This window comes from Corynebacterium flavescens, from assembly GCF_008693105.1.
Lineage (GTDB): Bacteria > Actinomycetota > Actinomycetes > Mycobacteriales > Mycobacteriaceae > Corynebacterium > Corynebacterium flavescens.
The window spans coordinates 40,120-59,972 of sequence record NZ_VXKK01000013.1 but is presented as its reverse complement, the minus strand read 5'-3'; the positions used below and the strand labels follow the sequence as shown (position 1 = coordinate 59,972).

Genomic DNA, 19,853 nt, shown 5'->3' with positions numbered 1-19,853 from the left:
TAAACGACTATAGCTTAGTCATCTTTGCCGCGGAAAGCAGCCCGTGCGCGTTCGCGGGTAACCGCGGAGACGGCCGTGAGCGGGATTCCGGCCGGGCAGACATCGGCGCACTCGCCATACAGCGAGCAGTGACCGAAGTTCTGCTCCAAGTCATCGACCATGTTGCGGGCACGGCGGCCACGCTCTTCCTTACCCAGGGGCATGAGGGAGAGGTGAACCAGCTTGGCGCCGGTGAACAGGTGAGCCGCACCGTTGGGGCAAGCGGCAACGCAGGCGCCACAGCCAATGCACGCCGCGTGATCCAAGGCGAACTCGGCGGTCTCGTGGTTGATGTGCATCGTATCGGCGTCCGGTGCGGTACCGGCCTCGATGGAGATATAGCCGCCCTGCTCCATGACGTGGTCGAGCGCTGTGCGGTCGACGATCATGTCCTTGATGACGGGGTATGCAGCCGAGCGGAAAGGCTCGATCTTCAGGGTGTCGCCATCTTTGAACTGGAACAGGCGCTGCTGGCAGGCCGGGGTGTTTTGACCTGGGCCATGCGGGCGACCATTGATCTGCAGGCCACAGGTGCCACAGATGCCTTCACGGCAATCGGAGGCGAAGGCATAAGGCTCCTTGCCTTCCTCGATCAGACCGTCGTTGACGTGGTCGAGCAACTCCAGTAGGGACATCTGCTCTTCGGCGTCCGAGACCTGTACGGTCTCGAACTTGCCCTCTTGGGTAGGTCCGGCTTGACGCCAGATCTCAAGTGTCAGTTTCATTACTTGTAGTTCCTTGTCATCAGCGGGATCGAATCAAAGTACAAAGGCTCGGCGTGGCGAATGAACTCGCCCGGCTTCTGACCCGGCTCCCAGGCAGAAACGAAGCACCAGTTCTTGTCATCGCGCTCTGCTTCGCCGTCCTCCGAGAGGTGATCATCCCGGAAGTGGGCGCCGCAGGACTCGTCACGGTCGAGGGCATCGACGCACATGAGCTCGCCCAAGTCGATGTAGTCAGCGACGCGCAGGCCATACTCGAGGACCTGGTTCATATCATCGGCCTGGCCGGTGATGCGAACGTTGGACCAGAAGTCTTCGCGCAGCGCGCGAATCTTGTCGATGGCGACCTTAAGGTCCTCAACGTTACGAGAAACGCCACAACCCCAGTAGAGGATATCCCCCAGCTGACGGTGATAGTAGGCCGGTCCGTGCGGGTTGTCGCCACTGACAGCCATGAGGCGGTCAATGCGATCCTGCGCGCGGGACAGAGCCTCGTTGGCCTCGGTGGATTCCTCAGCGAGCTTGTCCTCACCCAGGTGGTGGGCCAGGTAGTTCGGCAGGGTGAAGGGCAGGGTGAACCAGCCATCAACCGAAGCGGAAAGCAGCGAGTTTGCGCCCAGGCGGTTCGCGCCGTGGTAGGTCCACGAGCACTCGCCGGCCGCGAAGAGACCGTCAATAGTGGTCATCTCGTTGAAGTCGGTCCACAGGCCACCCATGGTGAAGTGGCAGGTGGGGGCGATGCGCATCGGCGTCTCATAAGCGGACTCACCGATGGCCTCCTCATACATTTCGATGAGGTTGGAGTAACGCTCGCGGATCTTGTCCTTGCCGAGGCGCTCAATGGCATCACGGAAGTCGAGGTACACCGAGTTGTGCAGCGGTCCAACGCCCAGGCCCGTATTGATCTGCTGGGAGATGGCACGGGAGGCAACGTCACGGGGAACAAGGTTGCCGAAGGCCGGGTAGCGGCGCTCGAGGAAGTAATCGCGCTCGTCTTCCGGGATGTCCTTGGGGTCGCGGTCATCGCCCTCTTTGATGGGCGACCAAATGCGGCCGTCATTACGCAGGGACTCCGACATCAGGATCGTCTTGGACTGCCATTCGGAGTTAACCGGAAGGCCCGTCGGGTGGAACTGCACGAATGCCGGGGAGGCCAGGTAGGCGCCAGCCTCGTAGGCACGCATCATGGCGCCAGCGTTGGAGTTCTTGGCCAACGTGGACATGTGATAGACGTTGCCGTAGCCGCCGGTGCCCAAGATAACCGCGTGACCGGTGAAGGTCTTGAGCTCACCAGTGATGAGGTTACGGGTAACGATGCCGCCGACGCGCTTGGTGCCATTATCAACGTAGGTGATAATGTCCTGCATGTCGTGGTGAGCGAAAAGCTCGACGTTGCCCAAGCCAATCTGGCGATAGAGCGCGGACGTGGTCGACAGCTGCAGCTGCTGACCCGTTTGTCCACGGGTGTAGTAGGTACGCGAGACCTGCACGCCACCGAAGGAACGGGTGGCCAAGGTTCCGCCGTACTCACGGGCGAAGGGAGCACCAATGGCGTTCATGTGGTCGATGACGCGAATGGACTCATAGGCCAGGCGCCAGCAATCGGACTCGCGGCAACGGTAGTCACCGCCCTTGACGGTGTCCTTGGTGTGGCGATAAGCGGAGTCGTTATCGACCATCTTGTGCCGGGAGGCGTTAACGCCACCCTGGGCAGCGATCGAGTGAGCGCGCCGCGGGGAGTCGTGATAGGTAAAGACCTTCACGTTGTAGCCCAGCTCGCCGAGTGCTGCGGCGGATGCGCCGGCAGAAAGGCCGGTGCCTACCACGAGGATCTCAAACTTGCGGCGGTTGAGCGGGGAGACCAGCTCCATGTGGTCTTTTTGGTAGTCCCACATGTCCCGCATGGGAACGCCGTGGGGCTCATTAGACTCGAGGATGCTACCGAGAGACACGCCCGAGACGATAGATTCTGGCTGCGAGAAGTCGGGGCGCTCGCGCTTGAGTTCAGTATTAGTCATGGTTCGAAGAAGCTCCTTTAGCTGACCCAACCCAGGGCGATGGACAGGGGCATAACGATGTTGCCGATGCAGACAACGGCCGGGATGATGTAGGCCAGAACTAGGAAAGTCTGGCGCCACTTCGCACCGGTGATGCCCAGATCTGAGGCAGCAAGGCGGATACCGTGAGTCAGGTGCAGGAACAGGCAAACCATAGCCAAGACATAGAAGATGGTGACCGGCCAGCGGCTGAAGGTCGCAATCATGTTGGCCTTGACCTCACCGTGCACGAACGCTTCCGGTGCTACCGGGGCAACACCCATGGTCAGATCCAGGATGTGGAAAATGATGAAGAGCAGCAATACGGCGCCGGTGACCAGCATGGACTTGGTGGCGAAGGAATCGACGCCGCCCATCAGTGCGGTGCGCTTGAACTTGCCACGGGACTGCTTGGAACGCGCGGTCAGAGCGAATGCGCCGTAAATGTGGCCGACAATAGCGGCCAGCAAGACGATGCGCACTACCCACAGGAACGAGCCATGCGGCAACAGCGGCTCGCCGAAGGAACGCAGGAACTCGCCATAAATATCGAGTGCCTCACCACCATCGTGCGCGGGCATGTAGAGCTTGAGGTTGCCGGCCATGTGGCCGACAACAAAGAGAGCGAAGAGCAGGCCGGTGACGGCCATAACCAACTTCAGGACCCAAGACGGAACGGCCGGCTTGGTACGAATGTTCTCGTTCGTAATATGGCCGTGAGCGATAGCCTCACGGTCTGGATTTCTAACAGTCATGACACCTCCATTGTCGCCTTTACCTTACGCACGGCCTCGGACACGTCACTAGTTGATTTCGGGCCGTTTCACCGCCCAACACGAGCTCTCTACCTCCTACCGAAGAGACTTTAGGCAAGGATCGCCTTTATTAGTCACTCCCGCAACCCCACTACCTCGCTCACTGCCTTTTCGCAATATTGGCCTTGCGTAATTAACCCGCCCATTGTGAGCTTGCTCACCCGGGGTAGTCCTAGTGACTTTTCCACCCACGTTAGGCGTCAAACTTTCGGGTGGGTTCCTCCCCCAAAAGCCCCCTCTACACAGTGTGGTTAAGAGGCTTCACACTAACTTTGCAAATATGGTGCTATACCAGTTGGCAGGCAGGTAGTCTTTCCGTCATGAGTAAGACATACGTAGGCTCGCGGCTGCGACAGCTGCGCCGTGAACGCGACCTCAGCCAGGCCTCGCTCGCCGCCACCCTGGGACTTTCGGCCAGCTACGTCAACCAGATCGAGCACGATGTCCGGCCCCTAACGGTCCCCGTTTTGCTCCGCATCACCGAGGCTTTCGGCGTAGATGCAACGTTCTTTTCCCGTGACGATGACTCCCGGCTACTCGCGGAGATCCAAGACGTTATCCAAGACAAGGAGCTGTGCCCCTCCCCCGTGGAGATGCAGGAGCTCTCCGAGCTTGTCTACAACCATCCCACCGTGGCCCGCACCCTCGTTGACATTCACCGCCGTTACCGCAACGTGCGCGATAAGCTCTCGCTAGCCACGGATACCCGGCGCGCCACCGATAACCCCCAGGCCCTGTCCATGCCCCATGACGAGGTCCGCGATTTCTTCTACGCGCGCCAGAACTACCTCGATGCCCTCGATCTCCACGCCGAATCCTTGGCACAAGAGATCGACGTTGCGCCCTTCCAGATCTCCGAAACCGAGCACGCCCTGGCACAGCGTCTGCGCGATAAGCACGGCGTCGACATCATCGTCACCCCCCAGATGGATGGCACCTTGCACCGCTTCGACCGCGAATCCGGCGCATTCCGCTTGGCCAGCCGGCTCAGCGAGGGCCAGCGCGCCTTCCGCATGGCCGCCGAGCTCAGCTTCTTGGAAGCAGAACCACTGATCGACGAGCTAATTTCCCAAGAACCATTCACCTCCGACGCCTCCCGGAACCTTGCCCGGCGCGGCATCGCCAGCTATTTCGCTGCAGCCACCGTGCTGCCCTATTCCACCATTCACGCCGAGGCGGAGCAGTCAGGCTATGACGTGGAGTACCTCTGCCAGGTCTTCGGGGTGGGCTATGAAACGGTAGCCTCCCGCCTGTCTACCCTGCAGCGCCCCAATAAGCGCGGCATTCCTTTTACTTTCGTGCGCGTGGACCGCGCCGGCAATATGTCGAAGCGGCAATCGGCCACCGGCGTGCATTTTTCCAACTCGGGTGGCACCTGCCCGCTGTGGAATATCTATGAGACCTTTGGCCGGCCGGGCGTCATCTCCCGCCAGCTCGCGCAGATGCCCGACGGCCGTAATTATCTGTGGATTTCGCGCGCGGTCCAGCACCACCAGGGCCGCTACGGGGAGACAAACAAGCTCTTCGCGGTGGGCCTAGGCTGCGAGGCTCGCCACGCCGACCGCACCGTCTACGCCGCCGGCCTCGACCTCGAGAACCTTTCCACCGCCACCCCCATCGGCGCTGGTTGCCGCACGTGCCCCCGCGTCAATTGCGCTCAGCGCGCCTTCCCCCCCATCCACGAGGCCCTGACAATCGACGCCCACCGTTCCGCCGTCGCTCCCTACTAACCGCGCCAACCACCCGTGCCCCTTCGCTGCTTGGCGACGTCGCCAGGCAGAGAAGGCACCACCGAACACAAAGCGCCCACGCCACGAGGCCCCTTCCGCGAGGAAGGAAGCATATCGTGGCGTGGGCGCTAAGGGCCTGAGCCAAGTCTTATTAAGAAAGGCCTAGAGGTTGATCATGTGGCCGTTGATTCCCTCCGCGGCCTCTTTCATGGCCTCCGAGAGAGTCGGGTGAGTGTGGACGTTGCGCCCGATTTCCTCAGCGGTGAGGTCGAATCGCTGCGCCAGGGTGAGCTCCGGCAACAGCTCGGAGACGTTGGAGCCCACGAGGTGGCCGCCGATAAGCTCGCCGAACTCACCATCAGCGATGAGCTTGACAAAGCCTGCGGTCTCGTTGAGGCCGGCTGCCTTGCCATTGGCGGAGAAGGGGAATACGGAGACCTTGATGTCGCGGTCTGGGAACTTCTCGCGCGCGGCTTCTTCGGTGTAGCCGAAGGAGGCGACCTGCGGGTTACAGAAGGTGGCGCGCGGCATGTTCATGTAGTCACCGAGCAGCTGCGTCTCCGCGCCGGCCAAGGTTTCTGCCGCTACGACGCCCTGTGCCTCTGCCACGTGCGCCAGCTGCAGCTTGGCAGTGACATCGCCGATGGCGTAGATGCTCTCGACGTTGGTGCGCATGTTGTCATCGATGGCGATGGCGCCGCGCTCGGTGAGCTCCACGCCGGTGTTTTCGAGACCGAAGCCCTTGACGCGCGGGGCAAAGCCGATGGAGACCATGCAGCGATCGACGGTGAGGGAATCGCTCTTGGAGCCGTCCTTGGACTCCACCTCAACGGTGACGTTGTCGCCGTTGTCCTTGATGGCGGTGGTCTTGTAGCCGGTCAGCAGCTTCACGCCAAGCTTCTTGTACTGCTTAGCAATCTCTTTGGAGACGTCCTTGTCCTCGTTGGGCAGGACGCGGTCCATGAACTCGACGATGGTGACGTCAACGCCATAGTTGGCCAGGACGTAGGCAAATTCCATGCCGATGGCGCCTGCGCCCACGATGACCATGGACTTCGGGGCATCCTCTTTGAGGATCTGCTCCTCATAGGAGACGATGTTTCCGCCGATTTCCACGCCGGGCAGGGAGCGCACGACGGAGCCGGTGGCGATGATGCAGTTATCGAAGGTGAGGGTCTTGCCTTTGTCATCGCCCTCGGTGATTTCGATGGTCTTGGCATCGGTGAAGGAACCCAGACCATTGATTTCAGTGATCTTGTTCTTCTTCATGAGGTAGTGCACACCCCTGACGATGCCGGCGGATACCTTCCGGGAGCGCTTGTGCGCTGCACCGTAGTCGAAGGTGACCTCGCCGGAAATGCCAAAGTCCTTAGCCTCGTGGTTGAAGGTGTGCGCAACCTCGGCGTTCTTGAGCAAAGCCTTGGAGGGGATGCAGCCTACGTTGAGGCAGACACCACCCCAGTACTGCTTCTCAATAACGGCAACTTTCTTACCCAGTTGCGCGGCACGAATGGCGGCAACGTACCCGCCAGGGCCCGCGCCGAGTACTACAACGTCATAATGTTCTTTAGTCACGTCCCATACAATACGTAACTTTGTTCACGGTGTCGCGCACTTGGCTGGATTTTGCCCACTTGGGGCTCTAAAGACCACTGAGCGTGCAAAGAACCAGCCGGGGATTGGCTTAGAACATGCCCAGCATCAAGGCCCAGTCCGAGGAAGCGGAAGAACCGGCGTGGACGAACTGGCCGAGGAAATTATTGATCATGACGATGATGGAATCGATAGGGCTGAGGTTCATCTTTTTTATCTCTTTTCTTGTGTTTTCGTCTGGTGCCTTGCTTGCACCATGCCGGCGCTATACCGGCTATATACCGGCACGGTCTGCTCTGTTCAACGCAATAACCACGTTGAACGTTACACGAGCGTGACTTTTCAGCACTCAAATTATGACACACCTGCAACATTGGCACCACTGGTTACAGGCGTGCTTTAACCTTTAACTACACCCGTATCCTCCACCCGTCGCGGGCAAAGAGCTAACGCCAAAGGCATCGCCAGCGATTGTTCTCGATGAATACCTGCCAGCAGGCTGGGAACGTCCTTGGGACTTCTTTGACCCAAGCGCTGTACAAGGTGCATGACGCACAGTACTCTTAACCCGACTCTATAAACTCCTGGAAAGAAGCTATGAAGCGCATCAGCTCTATCGTCGCCGCCGCCACCGTTGCCGCGGGCGTATTCTCCGCTCCCCTTGCCTCCGCCGATGAGGGACAGCAACTGTCCGTGATTTCGGATCTGGAGATCACCCCAGAAATCTCCAACCAGAACTGGGTTATCCCCGGCGAAGATGCAAACCGGCCCGAGGTAAAGAAGCTGCAGGCCACCTCCCCCGCCATGGACGGCCGCGAAATTCCCCTCGCTGTCATCCCCGCCAAGACCGAGGGGCGCCCCACCATCTACTTGCTCAATGGTGCAGGTAGCTCGGAGCAAAACACCGACTGGCTGAGCAACTCCAACGTCGTGGACTTCTACAAGGACAAAGACGTCAACGTTGTTATCCCGCAGGCTGGCGCCTTCTCCTTCTACACCGACTGGGAGCAAGAGCCCAATAGCCAGTACCTTCAGGGCAAGCAGAAGTGGGAGACCTTCCTAACCAAGGAACTCCCGAGAGCCATCGAGCCTTATCTGAAGGCCAGTGACAAGCGTGCCATCGCCGGCATGTCCATGTCTGCTACCTCCTCGCTGCTGCTGGCACAGCACAACCAAGGCATGTACAACGCTGTGGGCTCCTACGCCGGTTGCGCTGCCACCTCCTACCCGCTCGAGTATGAGTTCCTGCGCCTGACCGTCAACCGTGGCGGCGCACAGCCTGAGCAGATGTGGGGACCGCAGGGCAGCCCCAACAACGTCTACAACGACGCACTCGTCAACGCCGAGAACCTTCGCGGCAGCGCCCTCTACATTTCTTCGGCCTCTGGTCTAGCTGGCGAGACGGACATGCCCTCTTATTGGACTAACCGGGGCGAAAATCCTGTTGTAGCCTCAGTTGGCGCGGCACAGCTGCAGGTCGAGGGCGGCGTCATCGAGGCCGCAGCTAACCACTGCACCCACAACCTCAAGTCCAAGCTCGACTCCAAGGGAATCGAAGCCACCTATAACTTCCGCAACGCCGGAACCCACTCCTGGCCGGGCTGGCGCGAGGACCTGGAGAAGTCCTGGCCAGTATTCAAGGACGCACTCGGCGCCTAACCCACAGCGCGGAGATCGAGGATTAAACATTCTCTGATTTTTATCAGTGCTTATTTAAGCGGGCGATAGGGTCCCAGCTTCGCTAGGGCGGTAGGATCGCAGCATTATGCAGCTGCCATCCACCGCCCTTTCGCATGTGCCCGCCCAGTCTCGTGATGCCTATACGGGAGTGGATTACAACTTAGGCTACGTAGTCACCCACTATGACTTGGACCTTGACTACCGCGTCGAGCCCAATCGCCTGCGCGGCATCGCGCGGATTTCGCTGCGCAGCACGAGCGACATCGCCAAGCTCAACCTCGACCTGGGTGGGGCGATGGTGGCCAGGCGGGTCACCGCCACGGTAGAAGATAACCGCCGGGGCGACGGGAAAAAGCCCAGCGTGCGGGTGTCCAAGTTCCGCCAATCCGGAGGCAAGCTGCGCCTGCAATTCGCGGAGACCGTGCCGGCCGGCACCACGTTTGTGGTGGAGGTGCGCTACGGCGGCTGCCCTCGGCCGCTACGCACGCCCTGGGGCGAGATTGGCTGGGAGGAGACCGAATCCGGCGCCCTGGTGGCCAGCCAACCCAACGGAGCGAGCAGCTGGTTTCCCTGTGACGATACCCCCTCGGCGAAGGCTGCCTTCGATATTGTCGTGACTGCCGACAAGCCTTTCCTGGTTATCTCCAACGGAGAACTCGTATCGAAAAGCTCGGCCGGGGGCGCGTTGACCAAGTGGCATTACCGCACGCACCACCCCATGGCGACCTATCTGGCCACCGTGCAAGTGGGCGAGTTTTCCCCCATCGAGCTAGGCCCCAGCTGCACCGCGTGGGCGCCCGCACATCTGGGCGCGGTGGTGCGCGAGGAGTTTGCACAGCAGCAAGACATGCTGGATTTCTTCGCCGAATGCTTCGGCCCCTATCCCTTCGACGCCTACCAGGTGGTCATCACCGAGGACGAACTGGAGATCCCGCTAGAGGCCCAGGGCTTATCCATTTTCGGCTCCAATCACGTGCAGGGGGATCACGTCTTTGAGAGGCTCATCGCTCACGAGCTCAGCCACCAGTGGTTCGGCAACTCAGTAGGCCTCAAGCGCTGGCAAGACATCTGGCTCAACGAGGGTTTTGCCTGCTACTGCGAGTGGCTGTGGATGGAGCATGCGCACGGCATCCCCGTAGCCGAGTCGGCGCGGGCCCACTATGGCGTGCTCGCCCGCAAGAAGCAAGACCTGCTTCTGGCAGATCCGGGACCGCGGGATATGTTCGATGACCGCGTCTACAAACGGGGGGCTCTCACCGTCCACGCGCTGCGCCGTCTCATGGGAGATAAGGCCTTCTTCCGCGCAATGCGCTCCTACATCGAGACTCATCGTCACGGCTGCGTGGGGCCAGAGGATCTCTTCGCGCAGCTGCGTGATTTCGGGGCGAATCAGCGCGAGCTTAAGGCGCTGTGCACGCAGTGGCTGGAGCAGACCGCGTTGCCGAAGTTCCCGAGCTAGGCCTGTGCCCCTAGACTGGGGAGTCATGCACAGAATGCTCGTTACCGGAGGCGCCGGGTTTATTGGCGCTAACTTCGTCCGCCTTGTCCGCGCCACGCGGCCGGAGATTGCCATCACGGTGCTCGATAAGCTGACCTACGCGGGCAATCGCTTGAACCTCGCGGGCCTTGAGGTCAAGCTCGTCGTGGGGGACGTAGCCGATGCCGAGCTCGTCGATTCGCTGGTGTCCACGTGCGACACCGTGGTGCACTTCGCCGCCGAGTCCCACAACGACAACTCGCTGCGGGACCCCTCCCCCTTCATCCACACCAACCTGGTGGGCACCTTTAGCCTGCTCGAAGCTTGTCGAAGCCACGATGTGCGGCTGCATCACATCTCCACCGACGAGGTCTTCGGCGATCTCCCCTTGCACACCCCGGAGAAGTTCCACGAGGACACCGCCTATGCCCCCTCCTCGCCCTATTCGGCCACGAAGGCCGGTTCGGATCACCTCGTGCGCGCCTGGGTGCGCTCCTTTGGGCTGCGCGCGACGATTTCTAACTGCTCCAATAACTATGGCCCTTATCAGCACATAGAGAAGTTCATCCCGCGCCAGATCACCAATATCCTCACTGGGAACACGCCCAAGCTCTACGGCACCGGCGAGCAGGTGCGCGATTGGATCCACGTTGATGACCACAACCGCGCTGTGCTGTGCATCCTCGAGTCCGGGAAGCTGGGAGAGACGTATAACATCGGTGCGGATCAGCCAGACATCAACAACAAGCAGGTCATCGAGTTAATCTGCGAGCTGATGGGCTCAGATGGATACGAGCATGTAGCAGACCGCCCCGGCCACGACCAGCGCTATGCCATGGACGCCAGCAAGCTGCGCCGCGAACTGGGCTGGCGCCCGGAGTACACCGACTTGCGCGAAGGCCTTATTCACACCATCGAGTGGTACCGCGAGCACCGCCAGTGGTGGGAGCCGGCCAAGCACGCCACCGAAGAAGCCTATGCAAAGCAGGGACACTAATGCAGACCACTTCCACCGCCATTCCCGGGCTGCTCATCATTTCCCTCGACGTCCACGGCGACAACCGCGGTTGGTTCAAGGAGAACTGGCAGCGCGAGAAGATGACGCAGCTAGATGGCTTTATGCCCGTGCAAAATAACGTTTCCTATAACGCGCAGGCTGGCGTCACCCGCGGTTTGCACGCCGAGCCCTGGGACAAGCTGGTCTCTGTGGCCTATGGCAAGGTCTTTGGGGCCTGGTGCGACCTGCGCGCCGGTTCGCCGACCTTTGGCCAGCTGGTCACCCACGTCATTGACCCGGGGACCGCGGTGTTTGTTCCCCGCGGCGTCGCCAATGGCTTCCAGGCCTTGGAGGAAACCTCCTATTCCTATTTGGTCGATGACCACTGGTCCCCGGATGCAGAATATACTGCGGTCAACCTCCACATGGTGGATTGGCCGCTTGAGCCCACGGAAATCTCCGCCAAGGACCGCGCCCACCCGCACCTGGATGCAGTGAGCCCGATGTCGCCGCGCAAGATCCTTGTCACCGGCGCGAATGGCCAGCTCGGCCGGGCTCTGCGCAAGCTACTGCCCGAGGCCGAGTACTGCGACCGCACGGACTTCGATGTCACCCACCCGCCGCAGCGGCCCTGGCGGCAGTACTCCGCGATCATTAACTGCGCCGCCTATAACGCGGTGGATAAGGCGGAGGAGGATAGGGCAGCTGCTTGGCAGGTCAACGCGCAGGCCCCAGCGAACCTGGCCGCCATAGCCGCGCGCAACAACCTCACCCTGGTGCACGTTTCCTCGGACTATGTTTTTGATGGCAGAGAGTCGCTGCACGCCGAAGCTGAATCGCCCTCTCCTTTGAGCGCCTACGGCGCCTCCAAAGCCGCTGGGGAAACGGCTGCACGCACCGCACCGCGCCACTATGTCATCCGCACGTCCTGGGTATTCGGGGACGGAGCCAACTTCATTGCCACCATGCGCTCTCTAGCCGAGCGCGGGATCCACCCGGAGGTGGTCAACGATCAACGCGGGCGCCCCACCTTCGCCGAAGATCTCGCAGGCGCCATCGTGCACCTACTGAAATCTCGCGCGGACTACGGCGTCTATAACGTCTCCAACTCCGGCGATACGGTGGGCCGTGACGAGCTGGCCATGGCCACCTTCATTGGCCTGGGCCACGACCCGGCCGAGGTCCACCCGGTGAGCACCGCCGAGTATGCCGCCGCGCACGGCGACGCCGCCCCACGGCCGGCCGAGTCCACCCTGAGCTTGGATAAACTTGAGGCCACTGGCTTCCATCCGATGAACTGGCGCGCCGCCTTGGCGCTCTACCTGGCCCTCTACCCCGCCGCCTAAACCTGGCACGACAAGGGAGAAATCATGAAAGGCATCATTCTCGCCGGCGGCTCGGGCACCCGGCTCTATCCCATCACCAAGGGGATTTCCAAGCAGCTCATGCCCATCTACGACAAGCCGATGGTCTACTACCCCCTGACCACGCTCATCCAGGCCGGCATCCGCGAGATACTCATCATCACCACCCCGGAAGATGCGGAGTCCTTTCGCCGGCTCTTGGGCGACGGTTCCCAATTCGGCCTGCTGCTTGACTACGCCGTTCAGCCCCACCCGGAGGGACTTGCCCAGGCCTTCATCATCGCCGAGGACTTCATCGCCGGCGATGCTGTCGCCCTCGTCCTGGGCGACAATATCTTCGACGGCCACAGCTTTTCTAGTGCTCTGCCCCAGTGCCGTCGCCCCGGCGGCGGGATCATCTTCGCCTACGAGGTCTCCGATCCGCAGCGCTACGGCGTCGTCGAATTCGATGCGGCGGGCCAAGCGCTCTCCATCGAAGAAAAGCCAGCGCAGCCCAAGTCCAGCCACGCCGTGGTGGGCTTGTACTTCTACGACGGGGACGTGGTTGACATAGCTAAGTCGATCCGCCCCTCCGCGCGCGGAGAATTGGAGATCACCGCCGTCAACGAGGAGTACCTGCGCCGCGGTGCCCTGCAGGTCAAGCGCCTGCGCCGCGGCGATGTCTGGCTCGATACCGGAACCGTGGATTCCATGAGCGAGGCCGCAGCCTACGTCGAGGTCATGCAAAAGCGCACCGGCATAGTCATCGGCTCCCCCGAGGTGGCCGCCTACCACGAGGGCTTCATCTCCCAGGCCGCGCTGCGTGAGCTTGCCACCCCGCTGCTCAAATCTGGCTATGGGGACTACCTCCTCGCCGCCGCCGAGGACTAGCGGAAACACTGGCGCGGAGAGAGAACCCTTGCAGGCCTGCTTGTTAGGATAATATTCATGCCTACCCCACACTCCTCTGAGCAAGATCCTAATAACCGCTTCTCCGGCCCCATCGCCGGGGCCGCCCCGCGTTCCGCGCTGGGGGCATTGAGCCCGCTCGTCTGGGTGTTGGTGGCAGTAGTAGTCGTCCTAGCCTTAGTCGTGGGCTACCTCTTGGGCACCCGCGGCTCCTCTGAAGAAGCAGCGGGACAGGCACCTGCTCAAGCCGCTGCCACTTCTTCCACCGCCGCTTCCGGCCAACTCAGCCTCGAGGAGGTCACCGCGAAACTCACACCGGGCAAGAACTTTGCGGATGGCAAGGGTGATCCACAACTGTGGGGACCTGGCGGGGAGCTTAACTCCAACGAGGACATCCTCAACGTCCACCGCCGTAACCCCACGGATCCCTTCGCAATCGGGGCGGTTGATGCCCCCGTGGTGATTTCAGAGTTCTCTGACTTCGAGTGCCCCTTCTGCTCGCGCTACGCCAACCAGACCGAGCCGGGGCTTATAAGCAAGTACGTTGATTCCGGGCTCGTGCGTATCGAGTGGAATGACTTCCCCGTCAACGGCCCGCACGCAGTCGAGGCGGCCAAGGCCGGGCGCGCCGCCGCGGCGCAGGGCAAGTTCTATGAGTTCAAGGAGGCGCTCTATACCGCCAGCCGGGACATCAATGGCCACCCGGAATTCGGCATCGAGGACTTCGTGCGCTTTGCTACCGAAGCCGGCGTTGCCGATATCGACGCCTTTCGGGCCGCGGCAACCGGAGATACCTATGATTCCATCCTCGACGAGGCGCGCTCCTATGCTTCCAGCATCGGCATCACCGGCACGCCTTCTTTCCTCGTGGGAGATGCTTTCGTCTCCGGCGCGCAGCCCAGCGAGGTATTCGAGTCCACCATCCTGGAGCAGCTCAACAAGGTGGCCAGCGGAGAGGTCACGGTGCCTGCGCCGCATGCTTAAGCCACATTGGAGTGTGTGGCTTTTCATCGCCGCGCTCATTCTCGCCGCCGTGTTCTTAGGCTACGGACTGGGGGAAATATCATGATCTCCATAGGCCTGCTGGGCGCGTTCTTGGCGGGAATCCTCAGCCTTATTAGCCCATGTTCCGCCCTCTTGCTTCCGGCGTTTTTTGCCTATGCTTTTAGCTCCACGCGCCAGCTTCTCTTCCGCACCCTGGTGTTCTTCCTGGGATTGTGCGTGACCTTGGTTCCGGTGGGCATGGGCGTGGCGGCCCTTGCGCTGCGCTATCGCGATACGGTCATTGTGCTCGCGGGCTGGGTGCTCATTGCCCTAGGCATCTATGCCTTCTGCGGCGGCGGGTTTAGCATCCCGGGCCTGAACCGCCTGAGCGCGCGGGTGGGGCGCGGGCACGGTATCCCCGCGGTCTTTGCGCTCGGCGCGGTCTATGGCTTCGCGGGATTTTGTGCGGGACCGCTTCTAGGTGCGGTCCTGACCACCGCCGCGGCGGCGGGATCCGGCCTCTATGGCGCCCTCATCATGGTGGCTTATGCGGCGGGGATGGCGGCCCCGCTTTTCCTTCTCGCTGCAACGTGGGATCACTGTGACATCGGCGGGCGTTCCTGGCTGCGCGGGCGGGCCGTGAGCCTCGGCCCGCTGCGCACCAACACCTTGTCGATGTTGTCCGGGCTGCTGCTTGCCGCGGTGGGGCTGGTGTTCCTCACTAGCCACGGCACGGCAACACTGCCTGCACTTTTCAGCACCGATGCCCAGTACCGCATCCAGCTCTGGGCGCAGAACTTCTCCACCACCGTCTCCGATGCCTGGGTGGGCTTTGGGCTTTGCGTCCTCGTCGCCGCCGCGGCCGGCTGGAAGGCCGCTCGCACAACCAGCCGCTAGTAGCCGCGCTTGACGTATTCGTCGATGTGCGCGGCCTCCTCACCCACGGTGGTTTCCTCGCCGTGCCCGGGCAGCACCCGAGTAGCCGGCGGCAGGTGGAAGATGACGTTACGCAGGGATTCGATGATGACATCGAAATCCGAATACTTGCGGCCGGTAGCCCCGGGACCGCCCTTAAAAAGGGTGTCCCCCGACAGCAGCGCTTTCTCCGTGGGCAGGTGGAATACCACGCCCCCGGGGGTATGGCCCGGGGTGTGGAATACGGTGATGGCTTCCCCGCTCACCTGGAATTGCTCGTTATCGCTCAGCGGAACGAAGGGAGCGTCACCGTTGGCTTCTTCCCACAGCGGCGCATCATCGGGGTGCAGGTAGACCTCGGCGCCGAAGCGTTCCGCAGCCGCCGGCGCCAGTTCGCAGTGGTCGTTGTGGGCGTGCGTGAGCAGGATCCCACGCACTGGCCGCTTGGCGACGGCGTCTTCGATGGCATCCAAATCGTGCGCCGGGTCCACGATATAGACCGCCGATGCGTCACCGATGATGTAGACGTTGTTGTTGACGTCCCACTCGCCGCCATCGAGGCGGAACTTTCCAGAAGTTATAACCTTGTCAATCTTCATGCTTCCTCCTTGGTCGGGTGGTCGTGCCGCCCAACCTACCTGATTATCGGGGGCACAGGCCGTGAGCTTTCCTCACCCCGATGGGCTTAGAGCTCAACGACGGAGCGCAGGACGGTGCCCGCGCGCATGGTGGCGAAGGCGTCCTCGACATCGCCAAGCGCAATGCGCTCGGAAACGAACTTATCCAGGGGAAAGCGCCCCGCGCGGTGGAGCGCCACGTAGGCGGGGAAGTCCCGCTCGGGCAGGCAATCGCCGTACCAGGCCGGGCGGATGGAGCCGCCGTGGCCGTAGAGGTCGATGGCGGGAATATCGACGTGATCGGTGAGATTGGGTACCCCCACCATGACCATGCGTCCGGCCAGGTCGCGGGAGTAGAAGGCTAGGCGCCAGGTGGGCTGGATGCCCACGGCATCGATGGTGACATCCGGACCGAAGCCGCCGGTCAGCCCCTTGACGCGCTCGATAACCTCTTCCTCGGACAGGTCCGCGGAGCAGATGGTATCGGTGGCACCGAACTCGCGGGCGGTATCGAGCTTGCGCTGGTCGATGTCCACGGCGATGATGGTGGCCGCCCCAGCCAGACGCGCGCCCGCGATGGCCGCGGTGCCTACTCCCCCGCAGCCGAAGACGGCGGCGGATTCCCCGATCTCAATAGCGGCGGTATTGACCGCCGCGCCCAGGCCGGCCATGATGCCGCAGCCCAGCAGCCCGGCCGCGGCTGGGTCCTCCTCAGGATCGACCTTGGTGCACTGCCCCTCGTGCAGGATTGTTTTCTCGGCGAAGGCGCCGATTCCCAGCGCCGGGGTGAGCTCCGTGCCATTTTCGAGCGTCATCTTCTTGGAGGCATTATGGGTGTTGAAGCAGTACTTGGGTTCGCCTTTCTTGCATGCGCGGCATTCGCCGCAGACCGCGCGCCAGTTGGCGATGACGAAGTCACCCTCGCGCACGTGGGTGACAGCGGAGCCCACCGTTTCCACGATGCCCGCGGCCTCGTGGCCGAGCAGGAAGGGGAACTCATCAGCGATGTCGCCGTCGCGGTAGGCCAGATCGGTGTGGCATACCCCGCAGGCCTGGACACGCACGATGACATCATTGGGCCCGGGCTCCGGGATGAGAATGGGGACTTCTTCGACCTTCGCGCCTGCGGATCGGGCAATTATTGCTTTAACGGTTTGGGTATTTTCACTCATGCCCGACAGCGTACAGAGATTTCCAATAAAGTGACCTTACTAGAAAACTCTTTCTTTTAGAGCACGCAGCTTAGGAGCCAGCAATCACGTTCGCGGCATGCTCATGACCACGGGCATTGATGTGGATGGGCAGGTTGCCTGGACCCGCAGTGAAGTCAATCAGCCCGGCCCACATGCGCCTATCTGCATCTGCACACATGCCATTGTTGACGGTGGAGGGCTTCATGTCCAGGAACTGCGTGCCGGTGCGCGCAGCCAGGTCGATCTCCATCCATTGCGCCTTGTTCTCATAATCCCGGATCTGTGGCAGCAGGGTGGAATCAGCCGGGCGCGGCCCGAAGTGGAAGAGGCAGTAGTAGTCACCGGAACCGATAGTGGGGTAGCCCACGATCTGAATGCGGGCATTCGGAGCGGCCTGCTTGATGCGCTCAACCTGCGGCGCCATGGCATCCACCCAGCGGCGGCGAATGTCATCCATGCTCAAATTCGCGTTGTTGTAGGTGTCATTAAAGCCGGAAGAAAAGAGCACGCGCGCGGTATCCGGGCTCAGTGCCCCCACCCGGATAGCCTCATCGACCTGCGCGGAGATCTGCGGGCCGCCAGACATGGAAGAAACTGCGCCGGAGCAGGAGAAGTCACGAGCAGGCAGGCCCAGCTTGGCGGCGGTGCGCTTGGCGTAGTTGAAAGAGGAAGGACAGTTCACCCCACCCGGGGAGGAAGAAGTCAACCGGCCTTGCAGGTAGGTACCGGCGTCTGGGTCGGCCAAGACCGAGTCGCCGAAGGAGACCAAATTGCGCTCGCCAGCGAGAGCCTGCGGGGCGGAGACGACGCCGACCGCAGCCATGAGCGAAGCCGCGACGGCAGCGGTGACCTTCTTCAACTTAAGGGGCTGAAACTTCATGAGATAGAGACCTTTCAACTGCTTTCACAGCGATTATTACGTATGTTCTTTTATAAAACTACTTTTCAAAACTACTTTAAGAATCGAGGCTACCAATAGTAACATGAGCAACACTAGCAACAGTTATTAGCTTTTCCGTATTATGCCGCAACACTTAAGGACCTGCACCCGATAAAAAACTGCAAGCACAACAACTGCACGCCCGCCAGAATTACTCTCTCAAAGGAATTAATCGCCGTTATGGCCCCCAGTGTTTCAGAGCTCAAGTTCCACGCCGGCGCGATCGGCCGTTTTATCCCTGCCCTCGTGCGCTCCGGAATTGTCACCCACGAGGGAGGCATCAAAGCTGCGGCCTCCACCCTGCCGGTGCTTGCGCGCTACCGCTTCACCACCGCCCGCGAGCTCGAGCAGGGCTATCTCACCTGCCCGGAGCGCCTCGCCCTCATCGATGATGACGGCACGCTGACCTACCGCCAGCTGCGCAACCAGGCACAGGCCTTCGCCCGCTTCCTGCGCCACCTCCACCTGCCGGAGATCCGCCTGGGCGTCATGGCCCGCAACGGACGCGGGATCATTACCCCTCTCGGCGCCAAGGGCTACGCCGGCGCCGCCATCTACCTGCTCAACGTAGGCTCCTCCCCCGAGCAGCTTTCCGGCTGCATCGAGGAAAACGGCATCAACGTCCTCGTCATTGATGATGAGTTCATCGACCGCCTCGACCCCGCCCTGGCCGAGAAGCTCACCGTCGTCATCGCGCATAGCTCCGGAGCCGAGCGTGGCGCCTATGCTGGGGTCCCGAGCCTGAGCGACATCGTCAAGCGCGGAACCCCCAACTGGATCGACCCGGCCACGGAGGTACTGCCCAGCTTCCCACAACACGGACCCATCGTATTGATGTCCTCCGGCACCACCGGCATTCCTAAGGGCATCATGCGGCCCGAGCCCACCCTCCCGGTGGTCCTGGCGTCTATCGTGGACAACATCCCCTGGCGTGCCGATCAGAAAGTGCAGATGACCGCGTCCATCTTCCACACCTGGGGCTGGGCTTGCATCAACATCGCCCTGGGCCTGCGCAACACGGTGGTCACCCGCCGCGTCTTCGACGCCCGCGCTGCCCTCGATGACATCGCGCGCTACCGCCTCGACGGGCTGGCCTCCTCCCCTGTCTTTTTCAAGCGCATGGTGGAGGCCGATCCGGACGGCGAATTTGATACCTCTAGCCTGCGCTTTATCGCCTCCGCCGGGCATGCAATGACCCCGCAGATAGTAGAGGAGACCAATGGCCGGTTTGGCCCCATCCTCTGCAATGTATACGGTTCCACGGAGCTGGCTTTGGCCTCGACGGCCTCCATGGAGGAGGTGGCCAAAGATCCCACCATCGGCGGCAAGATCGCCTCCGGCACCAAGCTGCGCATCCTCGACGAGGAGGGCCGCGAGGTTCCACGGGGCACCGTGGGCGAAATCTACCTGACCAACTCCACCGCGCTCATCGGTTACACCAATCCCAAAATCAAGCTCCACACGATTGACGGCCTCATCTCAATCGGGGACTTGGGCTACATCGACGAGCAGGACTACCTGCATGTGGTGGGCCGCGCCGATGACATGATCATCGTCGGCGGCGAGAACGTCCACCCCCAGTCCGTCACCGAGGTCCTCGAGGCCATGCCGGGCATCCACGAGGTGCACGCTGGCGGTGTCGAGGACGACAACACCTTCCAGCGCATCGCGGTGTGGGCCGTGCGCACAGGCGACGCCGCCGGCAAAGCCATCACCCAAGACTCCATCCGCGAATTCGTCCGCGCCAAGCTCGCCGATCACTCCGTGCCTCGCGACGTCCACTTCTTGGACAAGCTGCCGCGCAACGCCACGGGCAAGGTCGTTCCGCGCCTGCTCAAAGGCTAAGACTTCAGCCAGCGCCGC

At 61.7% G+C, this 19,853-nt stretch carries 16 protein-coding genes; 9 read left to right on the top strand and 7 right to left on the bottom strand.

The window, feature by feature from the left end; translation table 11 throughout:
• Nucleotides 1-14: 14 nt before the first annotated feature.
• Genes F4V60_RS01560 through F4V60_RS01550 form a run of 3 tightly spaced genes read right to left on the bottom strand, consistent with a single transcriptional unit; the run spans nucleotide 15 to nucleotide 3,552 of the window.
• Nucleotides 15-764, bottom strand: a complete 750-nt coding sequence (locus F4V60_RS01560; protein ID WP_075729023.1) for a succinate dehydrogenase/fumarate reductase iron-sulfur subunit — start codon at nucleotides 762-764, stop codon at nucleotides 15-17.
• Nucleotides 764-2,779, bottom strand: a complete 2,016-nt coding sequence (locus F4V60_RS01555) for a fumarate reductase/succinate dehydrogenase flavoprotein subunit (RefSeq protein ID WP_075729022.1) — start codon at nucleotides 2,777-2,779, stop codon at nucleotides 764-766. The genes F4V60_RS01560 and F4V60_RS01555 overlap by 1 nt, the downstream gene beginning before the upstream one ends.
• Nucleotides 2,780-2,796: 17 nt before the next feature.
• The gene (locus F4V60_RS01550; protein WP_075729021.1) at nucleotides 2,797-3,552 is read right to left on the bottom strand and encodes a succinate dehydrogenase cytochrome b subunit; all 756 of its coding nucleotides are present in this window, start codon (nucleotides 3,550-3,552) and stop codon (nucleotides 2,797-2,799) included.
• Between the two features lie 380 nt (nucleotides 3,553-3,932).
• Between F4V60_RS01550 and ramB the strand changes: the two genes are divergently transcribed.
• A complete protein-coding gene (gene ramB, locus F4V60_RS01545) occupies nucleotides 3,933-5,342 on the top strand; it encodes an acetate metabolism transcriptional regulator RamB (RefSeq protein WP_075729020.1) in 1,410 nt (469 codons plus the stop codon).
• A gap of 162 nt (nucleotides 5,343-5,504) precedes the next feature.
• Here the strand turns inward: ramB and lpdA are convergent, their stop codons facing one another.
• Nucleotides 5,505-6,917: a dihydrolipoyl dehydrogenase gene (gene lpdA / locus F4V60_RS01540; protein WP_075729019.1), complete on the bottom strand. Its 1,413-nt coding sequence runs from the start codon at nucleotides 6,915-6,917 to the stop codon at nucleotides 5,505-5,507.
• A gap of 615 nt (nucleotides 6,918-7,532) precedes the next feature.
• Between lpdA and F4V60_RS01535 the strand changes: the two genes are divergently transcribed.
• From F4V60_RS01535 to F4V60_RS01505, 7 genes are all read left to right on the top strand, one after another.
• Nucleotides 7,533-8,594 carry an alpha/beta hydrolase gene (locus F4V60_RS01535; protein WP_075729018.1) on the top strand — a complete coding sequence of 354 codons (1,062 nt, stop codon included), beginning with the start codon at nucleotides 7,533-7,535 and terminating at the stop codon, nucleotides 8,592-8,594.
• 106 nt (nucleotides 8,595-8,700) lie between these two features.
• Nucleotides 8,701-10,074, top strand: a complete 1,374-nt coding sequence (locus F4V60_RS01530; RefSeq protein WP_075729017.1) for a M1 family metallopeptidase — start codon at nucleotides 8,701-8,703, stop codon at nucleotides 10,072-10,074.
• A 34-nt stretch (nucleotides 10,075-10,108) separates the two neighbouring features.
• Entirely contained in the window at nucleotides 10,109-11,089 is a 981-nt protein-coding gene (gene rfbB / locus F4V60_RS01525) for a dTDP-glucose 4,6-dehydratase (protein WP_174775522.1), read from the top strand.
• Entirely contained in the window at nucleotides 11,089-12,435 is a 1,347-nt protein-coding gene (gene rfbD / locus F4V60_RS01520) for a dTDP-4-dehydrorhamnose reductase (protein ID WP_075729015.1), read from the top strand. The genes rfbB and rfbD overlap by 1 nt, the downstream gene beginning before the upstream one ends.
• A gap of 24 nt (nucleotides 12,436-12,459) precedes the next feature.
• Complete coding sequence (gene rfbA / locus F4V60_RS01515; protein ID WP_075729014.1) at nucleotides 12,460-13,323, top strand: glucose-1-phosphate thymidylyltransferase RfbA; 864 nt, start codon at nucleotides 12,460-12,462, stop codon at nucleotides 13,321-13,323.
• Between the two features lie 57 nt (nucleotides 13,324-13,380).
• Nucleotides 13,381-14,325, top strand: a complete 945-nt coding sequence (locus tag F4V60_RS01510; protein WP_084559109.1) for a DsbA family protein — start codon at nucleotides 13,381-13,383, stop codon at nucleotides 14,323-14,325.
• Nucleotides 14,326-14,406: 81 nt separating this feature from the next.
• Complete coding sequence (locus F4V60_RS01505) at nucleotides 14,407-15,222, top strand: cytochrome c biogenesis CcdA family protein (RefSeq protein ID WP_232315955.1); 816 nt, start codon at nucleotides 14,407-14,409, stop codon at nucleotides 15,220-15,222.
• On the opposite strand, the gene F4V60_RS01500 is transcribed toward F4V60_RS01505, so the two are convergent.
• The 3 genes from F4V60_RS01500 to F4V60_RS01490 all read right to left on the bottom strand — a co-directional run bounded on the left by F4V60_RS01500 (nucleotide 15,219) and on the right by F4V60_RS01490 (nucleotide 17,930).
• Nucleotides 15,219-15,839: an MBL fold metallo-hydrolase gene (locus F4V60_RS01500; RefSeq protein ID WP_075729013.1), complete on the bottom strand. Its 621-nt coding sequence runs from the start codon at nucleotides 15,837-15,839 to the stop codon at nucleotides 15,219-15,221. The genes F4V60_RS01505 and F4V60_RS01500 overlap by 4 nt on opposite strands.
• 86 nt (nucleotides 15,840-15,925) lie before the next feature.
• Nucleotides 15,926-17,029, bottom strand: coding sequence for an S-(hydroxymethyl)mycothiol dehydrogenase (locus F4V60_RS01495; RefSeq protein ID WP_075729012.1), 1,104 nt, complete (start codon nucleotides 17,027-17,029; stop codon nucleotides 15,926-15,928).
• A 70-nt stretch (nucleotides 17,030-17,099) separates the two neighbouring features.
• Nucleotides 17,100-17,930 carry a GDSL-type esterase/lipase family protein gene (locus F4V60_RS01490; RefSeq protein ID WP_075729011.1) on the bottom strand — a complete coding sequence of 277 codons (831 nt, stop codon included), beginning with the start codon at nucleotides 17,928-17,930 and terminating at the stop codon, nucleotides 17,100-17,102.
• 240 nt (nucleotides 17,931-18,170) lie between these two features.
• On the opposite strand from F4V60_RS01490, the gene F4V60_RS01485 reads away from it, so the two are divergent.
• Nucleotides 18,171-19,835 carry an AMP-binding protein gene (locus F4V60_RS01485; protein ID WP_075729010.1) on the top strand — a complete coding sequence of 555 codons (1,665 nt, stop codon included), beginning with the start codon at nucleotides 18,171-18,173 and terminating at the stop codon, nucleotides 19,833-19,835.
• Nucleotides 19,836-19,853 lie beyond the last annotated feature (18 nt).